Source organism: Allobosea lathyri (assembly GCF_900108245.1).
In the GTDB taxonomy this organism is placed as follows: Bacteria; Pseudomonadota; Alphaproteobacteria; order Rhizobiales; family Beijerinckiaceae; genus Allobosea; species Allobosea lathyri.
The window spans coordinates 24,069-36,498 of sequence record NZ_FNUY01000020.1 but is presented as its reverse complement, the minus strand read 5'-3'; the positions used below and the strand labels follow the sequence as shown (position 1 = coordinate 36,498).

The 12,430-nt window shown below is 65.4% G+C and carries 14 protein-coding genes; 6 read left to right on the top strand and 8 right to left on the bottom strand.

Features of this window, described 5'->3' with window-relative positions; translation table 11 throughout:
* Positions 1 to 90: 90 nt before the first annotated feature.
* The 3 genes from C4S73_RS26890 to C4S73_RS26880 all read left to right on the top strand — a co-directional run bounded on the left by C4S73_RS26890 (position 91) and on the right by C4S73_RS26880 (position 2,664).
* Complete coding sequence (locus C4S73_RS26890) at positions 91 to 681, top strand: hypothetical protein (protein ID WP_103875661.1); 591 nt, start codon at positions 91 to 93, stop codon at positions 679 to 681.
* A gap of 271 nt (positions 682 to 952) precedes the next feature.
* Positions 953 to 2,179 carry a dual-specificity RNA methyltransferase RlmN gene (rlmN, locus tag C4S73_RS26885; protein WP_103875660.1) on the top strand — a complete coding sequence of 409 codons (1,227 nt, stop codon included), beginning with the start codon at positions 953 to 955 and terminating at the stop codon, positions 2,177 to 2,179.
* 5 nt (positions 2,180 to 2,184) lie between these two features.
* Entirely contained in the window at positions 2,185 to 2,664 is a 480-nt protein-coding gene (locus C4S73_RS26880) for a hypothetical protein (protein ID WP_103875659.1), read from the top strand.
* A 5-nt stretch (positions 2,665 to 2,669) separates the two neighbouring features.
* Here the strand turns inward: C4S73_RS26880 and ggt are convergent, their stop codons facing one another.
* Positions 2,670 to 4,436: a gamma-glutamyltransferase gene (gene ggt / locus C4S73_RS26875; protein ID WP_244595814.1), complete on the bottom strand. Its 1,767-nt coding sequence runs from the start codon at positions 4,434 to 4,436 to the stop codon at positions 2,670 to 2,672.
* Between the two features lie 196 nt (positions 4,437 to 4,632).
* Between ggt and C4S73_RS26870 the strand changes: the two genes are divergently transcribed.
* From C4S73_RS26870 to C4S73_RS26860, 3 genes are all read left to right on the top strand, one after another.
* Positions 4,633 to 5,241, top strand: a complete 609-nt coding sequence (locus C4S73_RS26870) for a LemA family protein (RefSeq protein ID WP_103875657.1) — start codon at positions 4,633 to 4,635, stop codon at positions 5,239 to 5,241.
* Positions 5,242 to 5,347: 106 nt separating this feature from the next.
* Positions 5,348 to 6,184: a TPM domain-containing protein gene (locus tag C4S73_RS26865; protein WP_103875656.1), complete on the top strand. Its 837-nt coding sequence runs from the start codon at positions 5,348 to 5,350 to the stop codon at positions 6,182 to 6,184.
* Positions 6,184 to 6,789, top strand: coding sequence for a TPM domain-containing protein (locus C4S73_RS26860; protein WP_103875655.1), 606 nt, complete (start codon positions 6,184 to 6,186; stop codon positions 6,787 to 6,789). Before C4S73_RS26865 ends, C4S73_RS26860 begins: the two co-directional genes overlap by 1 nt.
* 6 nt (positions 6,790 to 6,795) lie before the next feature.
* Here C4S73_RS26860 and C4S73_RS26855 read toward each other — a convergent pair whose 3' ends face one another.
* The 7 genes from C4S73_RS26855 to C4S73_RS26825 form a co-directional block, all read right to left on the bottom strand.
* Positions 6,796 to 7,554, bottom strand: coding sequence for a DUF1223 domain-containing protein (locus C4S73_RS26855; RefSeq protein ID WP_103875654.1), 759 nt, complete (start codon positions 7,552 to 7,554; stop codon positions 6,796 to 6,798).
* Between the two features lie 69 nt (positions 7,555 to 7,623).
* On the bottom strand, positions 7,624 to 8,604 hold the full coding sequence (locus C4S73_RS26850; RefSeq protein WP_280177622.1) for a lipid A biosynthesis lauroyl acyltransferase: 981 nt from the start codon (positions 8,602 to 8,604) through the stop codon (positions 7,624 to 7,626).
* 111 nt (positions 8,605 to 8,715) lie between these two features.
* Positions 8,716 to 9,738 (bottom strand): zinc-binding dehydrogenase, encoded by a 1,023-nt coding sequence (locus C4S73_RS26845; protein ID WP_103875652.1) that lies wholly within the window; start codon positions 9,736 to 9,738, stop codon positions 8,716 to 8,718.
* Between the two features lie 16 nt (positions 9,739 to 9,754).
* Positions 9,755 to 10,039 carry a type II toxin-antitoxin system RelE/ParE family toxin gene (locus C4S73_RS26840; protein WP_103875651.1) on the bottom strand — a complete coding sequence of 95 codons (285 nt, stop codon included), beginning with the start codon at positions 10,037 to 10,039 and terminating at the stop codon, positions 9,755 to 9,757.
* Positions 10,036 to 10,284: a CopG family ribbon-helix-helix protein gene (locus tag C4S73_RS26835; protein WP_103875650.1), complete on the bottom strand. Its 249-nt coding sequence runs from the start codon at positions 10,282 to 10,284 to the stop codon at positions 10,036 to 10,038. Before C4S73_RS26835 ends, C4S73_RS26840 begins: the two co-directional genes overlap by 4 nt.
* 68 nt (positions 10,285 to 10,352) lie before the next feature.
* Positions 10,353 to 11,099 carry an SDR family oxidoreductase gene (locus C4S73_RS26830; protein ID WP_103875649.1) on the bottom strand — a complete coding sequence of 249 codons (747 nt, stop codon included), beginning with the start codon at positions 11,097 to 11,099 and terminating at the stop codon, positions 10,353 to 10,355.
* Entirely contained in the window at positions 11,096 to 12,427 is a 1,332-nt protein-coding gene (locus C4S73_RS26825) for a beta-ketoacyl-ACP synthase (protein WP_103875648.1), read from the bottom strand. Before C4S73_RS26825 ends, C4S73_RS26830 begins: the two co-directional genes overlap by 4 nt.
* Between the last annotated feature and the right edge of the window lie 3 nt (positions 12,428 to 12,430).

Below are 12,430 nucleotides of genomic sequence, written 5' to 3'. Positions count from 1 at the left end.
CATCCTATGGTTGCTGCGATCTTGAGGTTCTGGGCCAAATGCCCCGGAAATAGAGACGTTGTTAAGATTTCTGCTGATTGATGGCGGTCGATGATTTTCAATTCCCTCCGCACCGGCGTCACCGCCTCCTCCCGTATCCGTCTGGTTCTGGCGCTCGGCGCCGGGCTGGTGGCGGTGTTACCTGCCCATGCGCAGACGAAGCCGCGTGCGGCAGCCGCTGCGCCGGCGGCGTCCGGCCAGGCGCAGGCGATGCTGCTCGAAACCGCCGGCAAATGGCAGGCCTTCTCCTCGCAGCAGGGCCGCAACAAGGTCTGCTACGCGCTATCGAAGGCCGAAGCCCGCATTCCCACCAATCTCAAGGATGTCGAGGGCCTGCTCTTCGTCTCCAGCCGCCCGGCCGAGGGCGTGCGCAACGAGATCAGCTTCGTGATGAATTTCGACCTCAAGGAAGATGTCGAGCATCAGGCCATCATCGGCTCCGAGCGCTTCGCTCTGGTCGCCAAGGGCCAGAACATGTGGCTGAAGAATCCGGCCGAGGAGCCGCGCATGCTCGATTCGCTGCGCAAGGGCGCCGGGCTCGAGATCAAGGGCACCTCCAAGCGCGGCAACCCGACCAGCGACAAATACTCGCTCGCCGGCATGAGCCAGACCGTCAAGCGCGCCGAAGACGCGTGTAAATAGGAAAGACGCCTGCAAATAGGACGGCGCCGCTCCATCTGGAGTCACACCGTCTGTCATAAGCTCCGACGTCATCCCCCGGACGAAGCGAAGCGTAGATCCGGGATCCATCGTAGAGTGTGGTGGCTTCCGATGGATCCCGGATCTGCGCCGCTGAAGCGGCTTGTCCGGGATGACGGAGGTCGTGCTTGCACGCGCGATTTCGCGGCTGGGCGATCTTGTGCTATGAGCGCGCCCATCCGGGCCCGAGCGCTCCGATCCGAACAGAGTTCCGATGACCCTTGCTGTCCTAGAATCCGCCGCGCCTGCGGCCGAAGCCGTTGTTTCAGGCCGCGTCTCGCTGATCGGGCGCACGCGCGTCGGTCTCGCCGAGGCGCTGGCCGAGATCGGCATTCCCGAGAAGGAACGGCGCATGCGCGTCGGCCAGCTCTGGAACTGGATCTATCACTATGGCGTGCGCGATTTCGCGGCCATGACCACGATCGGCAAGGGGCTTCGCGCCGCGCTGGCCGAGCGTTTCACGCTCGATTTGCCGGAGGTCACCGCCGAGCAGGTCTCGACGGACGGTACCCGCAAATGGCTGATCCGGATGGCCCCGACCGGCCCGCGCGATCGCGGCGCCGAGATCGAGTGCGTCTACATTCCGGAAGTCGACCGCGGCACGCTTTGCGTTTCCAGCCAGGTCGGCTGCACGTTGACCTGCACCTTCTGCCACACCGGCACGCAGCGCCTCGTGCGCAACCTCACCTGCGAGGAGATCGTGGCGCAGTTGATGGTGGCGCGAGACCGGCTCGGCGATTTCCCCAATCGGGCCAAGCCTGACGGTGCCTTCGTGCCGAATGATGGCGGGCGCTTCGTCTCCAACATCGTCTTCATGGGCATGGGCGAGCCGCTCTACAATTTCGACGGCGTGCGCGACGCGATCGATGTGATCTCTGATAATGAGGGGCTGTCGCTCGGCCGTCGCCGCATCACGGTCTCGACCTCGGGCGTCGTGCCGCAGATCGGCCCGCTGGGCGATGAGATGGGCACGATGCTGGCGATCTCGCTGCATGCGGTGCGCGACGAGCTGCGCAACGAACTCGTGCCGCTGAACAAGAAGTATCCGATCGCCGAGCTGCTCGATGCCTGCCGGAATTATCCCGGCGTTTCGAATTCCAAGAGAATCACTTTCGAATACGTCATGCTCAAGGGCGTCAATGATAGTGACGCGGACGCGCGCGAGCTCGTGCGCCTGCTCAAGGGCATTCCGGCCAAGATCAACCTGATCCCGTTCAATCCCTGGCCCGGCACCAAATACGAGTGCTCGGACTGGGACCGGATCGAGCGCTTCTCGGAGATCGTCTTCCGGGCGGGCTACGCCTCGCCGGTGCGCACGCCGCGCGGGCGCGACATTCTCGCCGCCTGCGGCCAGCTCAAGAGCGAGACCGAGAAGCTTTCTGCCCGCGCAAGGCTGATGCTCGATCAGGACGAGGCGGCCGCCGCTTCGGTCGCTGGCTGAAGCACATGTTGCGCTGGCTGCTGTTGATTCCCTTTGCACTGCTCTTCGCCATGGGCACGGGGCTGTTCGCCATGATGGCGGCGAGCGTCGTCTCGCCCGGGATCGCGCTTCTGATCGGCGGCGGCGTCGAGCGGCTGCTGGACGCGCTGTTCGGTCTGGCCGAGAACGGCATCGACCCCACTCCCGCTGCCCAGGCGGCAGTCAGCCTTCTCGGACGGCTCGGCCTTGCGATCATCGTCGCACCAGTCGTGCTGGTGGCGGTCGGATCGGAGCTGTTCCGGCTGCGCAGCGGCTTGATCCAGAGCGGGCTCACCGGCCTGCTGGCGGCGCTGCTGCCGCTTGCCATGCTGCGTCTGGCACGCACGCCGACAAGTGCGGAGTTGCAGGTGATCAGTGCGCTGTTCCTGATCGGAGCCGCCATGGGCTTCGTCTACTGGCTGATCGCCGGGCGAGGCGCTGGCGGCGAACGATCGGTCACCGGCTGACCGCTTCAATCACCGATCGCGACGCCCTCGCGCCGGCCGTCGGCCCCTCCGACAAAGCCCTCCGGCGTCTTGACGATAGCCTGGATGCCAGAGGTCATCTCCAGCAGGCGGACCTCGTGGCCTTTGGCTTCCAGCGCCGGCTTCCAGGCCTCGGCCTCGGTGCCCTGCTCCAGCTCGGTCGGGCCGTTGCGGCTGCCGAGATTGGGGAAGTCGACGGCGGCCTGCGGATCCATCTTCCAGTCGAGCAAGGCGACCAGAGTCTTGGCGACGAAGCCGATGATCTGGCTGCCGCCGGGCGAGCCGACCACCGCATAGAGCCGGCCGAAGGCATCGAAGACGATGGTCGGCGCCATCGAGGAGCGCGGGCGCTTGCCCGCCTCGACGCGGTTGGCGACGGGCTTGCCATCGTCCTCGGGCACGAATGAGAAATCGGTCAGCTCGTTGTTGAGCAGGAAGCCGCTTTTGGTCATCAGCCGCGAGCCGAAACCGTCCTCGATCGTCGTGGTCATCGAGACGGCGTTGCCATCGGCGTCGACCACGGAGATGTGGCTCGTGCCGTTCTCTATGCCATCGGAAGGTGCGAGGAGCTGCGCGCGCTTGTTGGGCGGATCGCCGGCCGTGGCGCGACCCATCGACCTGTCGGGGCTGACGAGCCCGGCGCGGGAGCGGATATATTCGCGGTCGATGAGGCCGGACACGGGAACGCTGATGAAGGCGGGGTCGGCGAGATAAAGGGCTCTGTCGGCGAAGGCTAGCCGCCCGGCCTCGCTGAACCAGTGCGCGGCGTCCGGGCCAGCGCCGATTCGCCCCAGATTCTGCGTTTCCAGGATGCCGAGCATCTGCTGGACCGCGATGGCACCGGAGCTCGGTGGGCCCATGCCGCAAATCCGCCAGACACGATAGGGCCCGCAGACGGGCTCGCGCTCCACGACTTTGTAGGCGGCGAGGTCGGCCAGCGTCATGTCGCCGGGGCTGGTGGGATGGCCGGTGACGGTCGACACGATGTCTTCAGCAACGGGCCCGGCATAGAAGGCATCCGAGCCCTTTTCGGCGATGGCCTTCAGGGTCGCGGCGAAAGCGGGGTTCTTCAGGACCGTGCCGACGGCCTTCGCCTTGCCGTCGGCCTCGTAGAAATAGGCGGCGGCGCGAGCGTCCTTGGCCAACGATGTTTCACGTGAAAGCAGACCGTTCAGCCGGGGCGAGATCGTGAAGCCGTCCTCGGCCAGCTGGATCGCGGGTGTCAGCACCTGCGCCCATGGCAGCCGGCCCCAACGTTTGTGCGCGTCCTCCAGCAGCTTCAGCGTGCCGGGAACGCCGACAGAGAGACCACCGACGACCGCGTCGACGAATTTCAGCGGCTTGCCGTCGCGGCCGATGAAGCGGTTCGGCCTTGCCGCCTGCGGCGCGGTTTCGCGGCCATCCAGTGTAAGCAGGCTCTTCCTGGCCTCGTCCCAATGGACGAAGAATGCGCCGCCGCCGATGCCGGAGCTCTGCGGTTCGACCAGATTGAGCACAAGCTGGATCGCGATGGCAGCGTCCGTCGCGCTGCCGCCTGCACGCAGGATCTCGCGGCCGGCGCTGGCGGCGAGCGGATTGGCAGCAGCGACCATGAAGCGCTGCGCCGTGCCATGCGTCTTTACGATGCGTCCGGTGGCAGCTTCGGGTGCCGCGGGCAGCGTTTGCGCGGCTGCGGGCAGGGCGAGTGCGGCGATGGCGAGCAAGGCGAACGCAGCTCGCAAGGGCATGCGGTTTGCCGACGAAGAGATGTGCATGATCCGAACTCCGGCCCGGCGGCGATCAGCCCGCCTGTTTGCGAGACTAGCGCATATCCGTCGGGGCACGCCATCCGAGCATCCGCTTGATGCATTCGCCTTGAAGCATTGCCTTGAAGCATTGCCTTGGAGCCGTGATGTTGGAAGGCTAAGGTCCGAATCGTACTTCCCTGACACTGCCAAAAGGGGTTTGGGCATGTCGTTCGCGCTTCCCACGATTCTTCGCCGCCATTTCGCCTTTCTGGCGGTCGCCCTGCTTGGCCTTACGCTTGCCGGCTGCGGTTACAACAATGTCCCGACGCTCGAGGAAAAGGCGAAGGCAAGCTGGAGCGAGGTGCAGAATCAGTATCAGCGCCGCGCCGACCTGATCCCGAACCTGGTCGAGACCGTGAAGGGCTATGCGGCGCAGGAGCGCGATGTGCTCACCGCGGTGGTCGAAGCGCGCGCCAAGGCGAGCTCGATCAAGGTCGATGCATCGACGATCACCGATCCCGCCAAGTTCAAGGAATATCAGGACGCGCAGAACCAGCTCACGGGCGCGCTGGGGCGGCTTCTGGTCACGGTCGAGCGTTATCCGGACCTGAAGTCCAACCAGAACTTCCTGGCCCTGCAGTCGCAGCTCGAAGGAACGGAAAACCGCGTCACTGTCGCGCGACGCGATTACATCCAGGCCGTGCAGGCCTTCAACACCGAAATCCGGACCTTTCCGGGCGTGATCTGGGCAAAGCTGTTCTGGGGCGCCAAGGCGATGGAGACGTTCACGGCGACTGCGGGCGCCGAGCGGCCGCCAGCGGTGAAGTTCTGACAGCGTAGAGGGGTTCAGCGTGAGCGCGCAGGGCACGTCATGCGCGGGCTCGGCCTGGGCATCTCGTGAGGGAAGCTCCCGGGTCTTCGCTTCGCTGCGCCCGAGAATGACGCAAATCCTTTGTTCGGGATCATTGCGTCTGGCTGCCGCGCTTGTCCTCTCGCTTGTCCTCGCCCTCCTGAGCCCGCTATCGGGCTTGGCTGCCGATCCGTCCTATCCTGCCCTCACCGGCCGGATCGTCGACGGGGCGAAGCTGATCGGGACTGATGCCCGCGAGCGCATCGAGGCCAAGCTCAAGGCCCATGAGGACAAGACCAGCGACCAGCTCGTGGTCGCGACCGTGCCGTCGCTTCAGGGCATCGGCATCGAGGATTTCGCCAACGGGTTGTTCCGCTTCTGGAAGCTCGGCGAGAAGGCGCGCAATAACGGCGTCCTGCTGCTGGTCGCGCCAAACGAGCGCAAGGTTCGCATCGAGGTCGGCTACGGGCTGGAAGGCGCGCTGACCGACGCGCTGTCCAAGGTCATCATCACCACGGCGGTGGCGCCCAAATTCAAGACCGGCGATTTCGCGGGCGGTATCGAAGGTGGCGTCGACGCGATCCTGACCATTCTCAGCGGCGATGCCGAGGAGTGGCAGCGCCGTGCCACGGTCCGCGACGATGAGAGCAGCTTTTCCGAGGATATCGCCGTCATCGTGGCGATGATCTTCATCTTCCTGTTCATCGTCGCCTTCCTGCGCGGCATCAATCAGCAGGGCGGTGCAAGGAGGCATCGGCTGCGTGACGGGCGCTGGGTCACCCTGCCGCAAAGCACGGGCTGGAGCAGGGGCTCAGGCTCGGGGTGGAGCGGTGGAGGGGGCGGTTGGAGCTCCGGCTCCGGTGGCGGTGGCTTTTCGGGCGGTGGAGGCTCGTCTGGCGGCGGCGGGGCCTCGGGAGACTGGTGATGGATTCAGAGGACAGGGACGCGATCGCCGAGGCCGTCGCGCAGGCGGAAAGCCTGACATCGGGCGAAATCGTCGTGGTGATCGACCGCGCCGCCTCGAGCTATCGGACCGTGCCGGTGGTGATGGCGCTGGCGCTGGCCTTGTTCGTGCCCTGGCCTTTGCTGGCGCTGACCGCGACGAGCGCGCCGCGCATCTTCCTGATCCAGCTGATCTGCGCCGCGCTGCTGCTCGGCGTGCTGCTCTGGTATGGCCGGGCCGGGCGCTTCGTGCCCGGCTTCGTCAAGCGCCGGCGGGCTCATGATGTCGCTTTGCGGGAATTCACCGCGCGCGGCCTGACGCGGACGCAAGGGCGCACCGGCGTGCTGCTCTATGTCGCCCTCCAGGAGCGCTATGCCGAGATCGTTGTGGATACGGGCATCGAGGGCAAGGTCGATCAGGAGACATGGCGCGGCATCATCGAGCCGCTGCTGGCGTCGGCCAAGCAGGACTTGCTGCGCGAAGGGCTGATCGAGGCGGTGGGAGCGGTCGGGCGCGTGCTGTCGAGCCATGCGCCGCGTGCGGCGGATGATATCGACGAGCTGCCGAACAAGGTGGTGATATTGTAGGGCGCCTCAGCGCGTGCCGCGTGCCGCGCCGAGGATCGCGCCAGGCATCATACCATAGCGGCCCGGCTGATCGGCCTGGACGATGACGACATAGCCATCAGCCTCGGGAGCCTGGGTCGCCGTCAACGGCGCTGTCACCACGGCTGCCTTGCCGTCCCAATCGCCGACCCGCACCATGCCGCGCACGACATTGGCATAGGAAATCGTCTTGCCCTGGTTTTCGCCGCGCGTGATCGGAACGGTGACCATGCGCGTGATCGGGAGCACCCAGACACCGGCGGTCTTGTCCAGATCGCTGTCGACGGGGGTGAGCCTGATCCGCAGCGTCCCGTTATCTTCCTCGACTTCGACCTTTGCCGCCAGGCTCGCAGTCGGCAGCTGCTTCACCGTGCGCTCGATCTCGTGCTTGTCCGAGCCGACAATATGGGACGCGCCGTTGATCACCGCCTGCGGGGTGTAGACCTGACCGTCGCCACGCGCCTTGGCGTAGAACTTCTGGCGCTTGGCGAAGCTGTCCTTGCCGAGCGTGTCCTTCCAGCCAAGATAGTCCCAATAGGTGACGGGCATGGTCAGCGCGATCAGGTTTGGATTCTTGCTGAGTTCGACGAACAGCGCGTCGGCCGGCGGGCAGGAGGAACAGCCCTGGCTCGTGAACAGCTCGATCACCGCGTTGGGTTGTCCGCCCGGATTCTGGGCAAACGCCACCGCGCCGCCGAGAATAAGGGCGGCGATCGTGGCTGAGAAAAGGCGCGTGCGCAGGACCATGATTTTGAACTCGAGGGGACATTATACTGTCAGGCCTTACCAAAGCCCTCAACAGCCCTCACTTGGAAATCACGTTGCCTTGAAAAGCGGCGTTCTCGCAATGGTGTGATCATATTCGGCCAAAGCGGCGGCGCTGATCATGTTCGGGCGCCAGCGCCGATGCATCCAGAGCCATTGTTCGGGGTGTTCGCGGACCCAGCCCTCGACCACCGCCGTCATCATCGCCATCGCGCCCTTGACGTCGATCTCGCCGCCGGCGTCGCGCGGCAGATCGAGCTGTGGCGTCAGTTCGAGCCGAAAGCGCTGGTTAGGCAGGCGGATGACGCGCACGCCATGAACGGGGCATTCGAAGCGGCGGGCGAACTTGCCGAGAATCGGATTGGTCAGGGCCGGGCGGCCCATGAAGGGCACCACCACGCCGCGCGTGAAATGCTGGTCGATCAGCATGCCGAGATGGCCGCCTTTCTCCAGCACGCCCTGCATGGCGAAGGCTGCGCCCTGCTTGGCGGCGGCGAGGCCACCCATGGCGCCCGAGCGGATCTCATGCACGATGCCGGCGATCGCAGGATCGTTGGGCGCGCGGAAGACGGCGGTGGTGTCGAGATCGTAGGCGGCGGCGCAGATCGCCGGCAGCTCCCAATTGGCGAGGTGGGAGGAGAAGATCAGTCCGGGCTTTTCGTCATCCTTGAGGGCGATGAAGTGCTCGATGCCGGAAACCTCGACGCGAGAGGCTGCATCGGGGTTGAGGTAGTCATAGTCGAACAGCGTCTTCAGATGGGCATATTCCGCGGCGGTGCGGCCGAGATTGTCCCAGGCGCCGCGGGCGATGCGCTTGACCTCCGCCTCGTCCTTCTCGGGAAAGGTCGCGCGGATATTGGCGAGCGCGACACGGTTGACCGGGATAAGCGGGCTCACCGTCCGCAATAGCCAGCCGCCGAGATCGCTGGAGCGCTCGGGACCGAGCAGTCTCAGGAATCCGAACAGCGCCCGAATCAGGCCGATCATCGCCAGCGCGCCGGCTTGCGCGGCGAAAGCTTTCAGTCGTCTCAAGGTGCCCCGGCCCCGTATCGCCCGTGAGTTTGCTTCAAACCAGGCAGGAAACCGGCGACTTGCGGCAGGAATGCCACCCCCGTCAAGCCTTTCGGTCCGCCAGGGTCCCTGTCAGAAGGTGACGACGACCTTGCCGAAGACCTGACGGCCTTCGAGCCGCGCGAGGCCCTTCTCGAAATCGGCGAGGGGAAACACGGAATCGATCACCGGTTTCATGCCGCCGGCCATCTTTTCAAGCGATTGCGCGATGTTCTCGATGCGGCAGCCGAAAGAGCCGGTGATGCGGTATTGCTGCTGGAAAAGCTGCATCAGGTTCATCGTGGTCGAGGCGCCCGAGGTCGCGCCGCAGGTAACCAGCCTTCCGCCGCGCTTCAGGCAGAGCAGCGAGCCGTTCCAGGTGTCGGCCCCGACATGCTCGAACACGACATCGACGCCCTTGCGCTTGGTGAGCTGGCGGACCTCGCCCTCGAAGCGCTCGGTCTTGTAGTTGACCACGAAATCGGCGCCCAATTCCTTGGCCTTGCGACCCTTCTCGTCGTCGCCGACTGTCGTGTAGACGGTGCAGCCGATCGCCTTGGCCATCAGGATCGCGGCGGTCCCGATGCCAGAGCCGCCTGCATGGACGAGAATGGACTCGCCGGGCTCCAGCTTGGCGTTGTCGAACAGCATGTGCTGGACAGTGCCGAAGCCGATCGGCGCGCAGGCGGCGTCCTCGAACGAAACGCCGGGTGGTGCCTTGATGACCAGACGGGCGGATTTGTTGAGCAATTCGCGAGCGAAGCCGTCGATATGGAAGCCCATGATGCCGGCTACGTTCTCGCAGAGATTGTCGCGGCCCTCGACGCAGGCCTTGCAGTGGCCGCAGGTCTCGGCGCCATAGGCGGTGACGGTGTCGCCGACCTTCAGATTGGTGACGCCTTCGCCGACGCAGACGATCTCGCCGGCAGCCTCGACGCCGGCGGCCTGGGGCATCTTGCGCTTGGCGAAGGCCATGCCACGAAAGCCCCAGACGTCCAGATAATTCAACCCAACCGCGCGGATGCGGATCTGCACTTCGCCTGGAGCCGGCGGCGGCGGCGGTTCGATCTCCTCGAGCCGGAGGTCGCGGTCGCCGTGGAGCTGGAGTGAACGCATCGGGAAATTTCGTCTTTCAAAGTTCGTCGGGCCACTGCCGCGAAGAGTGGATTACCGCAAGGATCTCGATGGTATCGTGATGCACGCGGTAGGGCAGAAGGTAGGCGGTACCGGTGACCACGAATTCGCGGGTTCCGTCGATGCGGCCTGGCCGCCCACTGGCAGGATACTGGAGCAACTGTTGCGGCGCAGCGCGGAGGGTTCGCACCATCGATAGGGCGGCCAATGGATTGAACTGCGTCAGGTAACGCGCGGCGTCGCGCAGATTGCGTTTCGACCGCGGCGTCCAGGCGATCTTCATTGACGATGGATCTTGGCTTGAATCTCGGCCTCGATCTCATCCAGCTCGGCTTCGGTCACGAACTCGCCACGATCAGCTTCTGCCAGACCGGCCTTGATCTGTTCGATCTGCCAAGCATTCAGCTCGACATAGGACTCGATCGCTTTGGCTGCGATCCAGCTGCGCGAGCGGTCGGTGTCGGCGGCCAGAGCATCGAGCTTGGCCAGCATCTCGTCATCGAGGCGGATGGTGAAGGCTGCGGTCACGGTTTGAATCCTTGGCGGTGCGCTGCGGTTCATTGTGAACCTAGCACATCGGCGCCGCCGGGTCGATATCAGCGATGGACGCCCAGCTGCGCGGTCACGCCACCGTCGATCGGGATCACCGTGCCCGTGATGTAGGCGGCGGGCCCGCTCATCAGGAAGGCGGCGAGACCCGCGACCTCCTCGGGCCTGGCGAAACGGCCGGCAGGGATCTGGGGCTGCATCTTGTCGCGATAGGCGGCGTAGGGCGCCATCATGTCGGTATCGACGAAGCCGGGCGCGATGATGTTGACGGTGACGCCGCGCTTGCCAGTCTCGACTGCGAGCGTCTTGGCGTAGGAGATCAGCGCGCCCTTGGAGGCGGCATAAGCCGCGTTGCCGGGATTGCCGCGCAACGCCGCAACCGAGCCGATCGCGACGATGCGGCCGGTTTTGGCGCGGATCATGCTCCGCATCAGGCTCTTGGCGAGGCGGGTGAAGGCCCAGAAATTGACCTGCATCGCGGCTTCCGCCTTGTCCTGCACGATCATCGCGGCCAGCGAATCATAGGGCTGGCCGGCATTGTGGACGAGGCCGAAATAGCTTTCGCCCTCGCGCTCCTCGCAGAAAGCGTCGAGCGCGGCCTTGTCGGAGAGATCGAGCGGCAAGGCGGTGACAGTACGTCCCGGATGGGCCGCGCCGATCTCGCCTGCCAGCGCCAGGGCCCGCTCTGACGATGAACGATAGGTGAAATCGACATCGTGGCCGGCGGCCGCGAGTGCGCGCACGATCGCCGCGCCGACGCCCTTTGCGCCGCCTGTAACGAGAATGCGCGTCATGCCCGGGCGGGCTCCGCGGTCAGGACGAGCGAGGTGTTCTGGCCGCCGAACCCGAAGGAATTGGAGATCACGGTGCGGACCTTAGCGTCGCGGGCGGTATTGGGCACGACGTCGAGCACGATAGCCGGATCGGGATTGGTGTAGTTGATCGTTGGCGGTATCCGGCCGTTGGCGATGGTCATGAAGGAGATCACGGCCTCGACCGCGCCGGCCGCGGTCAGCGTATGGCCGAGCATCGACTTGTTGGAGGAGATCGGCAGGGTCGCCATGCGCTCGCCGAAGACGGCGGCGCAGCTCATCGCCTCCATCTTGTCGTTTTCCGGCGTCGATGTGCCGTGGGCGTTGATGTAGTCGACGTCATCGGGCTTCAGGCCGGCATCGTCGAGCGCGTCCCGCATGGCGAGGATCGCCGGCTTGCCGTCGGGGCTCGAGCGGGTGCGGTGAAAGCCGTCGCCACGTTCGCCGCAACCGGCGACAATGCCGAGAATGGTCGCGCCGCGCGCCAGAGCGTGGTCGTAGTCCTCGAGCACCAGCGCGCCGGCGCCTTCGCCCATGACGAAGCCATCGCGGTTCTTGGAGAACGGCTTGGCGGCGCCCTCCGGCGGATCGTTCTGGGTGGAAAGGGCCGACAGTAGCGAGAAGCGGATCAGCGCCTCGGCATGGATCGAGCCGTCGGTGCCGATGCAGAGCGCGGCCTGGGTATCGCCGCGCCGGATCGCCTCGACGCCCATCTGGATTGCGGTCGCACCCGACGAGCAGGCTGTCGAGAGCGAGATCGGCGAACCCTTCGTGCCGAAGGCATCGGCGATATGGTCGGCGACGGCACCGAACAGGAAAAGTTCGTGCATTGCCGTGAATTTCTGCGAGGCAGCCGCGCGCAGCAGGCCGTCATAATCGACATCGCCATCAATGGCCGCGGCGAGTTCCTGCTTCTGGGGCCACTCCATCTCGACGGGGGGGACCGCCATGAAGAGTTCGCCCGGGAAATCGCCGGGCTGGCCAAGCCCGCTCTGGCCCACGGCCTCTTCGGCCGCAAGCGTTGCGAGCTTCTCCGAGAGCTGCGGGGCAGTGAACGGACCATCGAACAGGAAATCGACGGTTCCGCCGATCGTCGTGCGCAGGCCTTCGGTCGCGAAGCGCTCGATTTTGTGGATGCCGGACCGGCCAGCGGTCAAGGCTTCCCAATTGGCCTCCTTGCCCTGTCCGAGCGAGGTGACGATGCCCAGCCCTGTGACCGCGACGACCGGGCGGCCTTTTGCGTCGCGATGGGGTTTGGCGTCGCGATGGGGTGATGTCTGGTTCGGTGATGTCTGGTTCTTGGTGCTCATCGA

Excerpts from the sequence above, each read along its gene's own strand:
- C4S73_RS26890 (WP_103875661.1), top strand. The coding sequence starts at position 91 with ATGATTTTCAATTCCCTCCGCACCGGCGTCACCGCCTCCTCCCGTATC.
- rlmN (WP_103875660.1), top strand. The coding sequence starts at position 953 with ATGACCCTTGCTGTCCTAGAATCCGCCGCGCCTGCGGCCGAAGCCGTT.
- C4S73_RS26880 (WP_103875659.1), top strand. The coding sequence starts at position 2,185 with ATGTTGCGCTGGCTGCTGTTGATTCCCTTTGCACTGCTCTTCGCCATG.
- ggt (WP_244595814.1), bottom strand. The coding sequence starts at position 4,436 with ATGCACATCTCTTCGTCGGCAAACCGCATGCCCTTGCGAGCTGCGTTC.
- C4S73_RS26870 (WP_103875657.1), top strand. The coding sequence starts at position 4,633 with ATGTCGTTCGCGCTTCCCACGATTCTTCGCCGCCATTTCGCCTTTCTG.
- C4S73_RS26865 (WP_103875656.1), top strand. The coding sequence starts at position 5,348 with ATGACGCAAATCCTTTGTTCGGGATCATTGCGTCTGGCTGCCGCGCTT.
- C4S73_RS26860 (WP_103875655.1), top strand. The coding sequence starts at position 6,184 with ATGGATTCAGAGGACAGGGACGCGATCGCCGAGGCCGTCGCGCAGGCG.
- C4S73_RS26855 (WP_103875654.1), bottom strand. The coding sequence starts at position 7,554 with ATGGTCCTGCGCACGCGCCTTTTCTCAGCCACGATCGCCGCCCTTATT.
- C4S73_RS26845 (WP_103875652.1), bottom strand. The coding sequence starts at position 9,738 with ATGCGTTCACTCCAGCTCCACGGCGACCGCGACCTCCGGCTCGAGGAG.
- C4S73_RS26840 (WP_103875651.1), bottom strand. The coding sequence starts at position 10,039 with ATGAAGATCGCCTGGACGCCGCGGTCGAAACGCAATCTGCGCGACGCC.
- C4S73_RS26830 (WP_103875649.1), bottom strand. The coding sequence starts at position 11,099 with ATGACGCGCATTCTCGTTACAGGCGGCGCAAAGGGCGTCGGCGCGGCG.
- C4S73_RS26825 (WP_103875648.1), bottom strand. The coding sequence starts at position 12,427 with ATGAGCACCAAGAACCAGACATCACCGAACCAGACATCACCCCATCGC.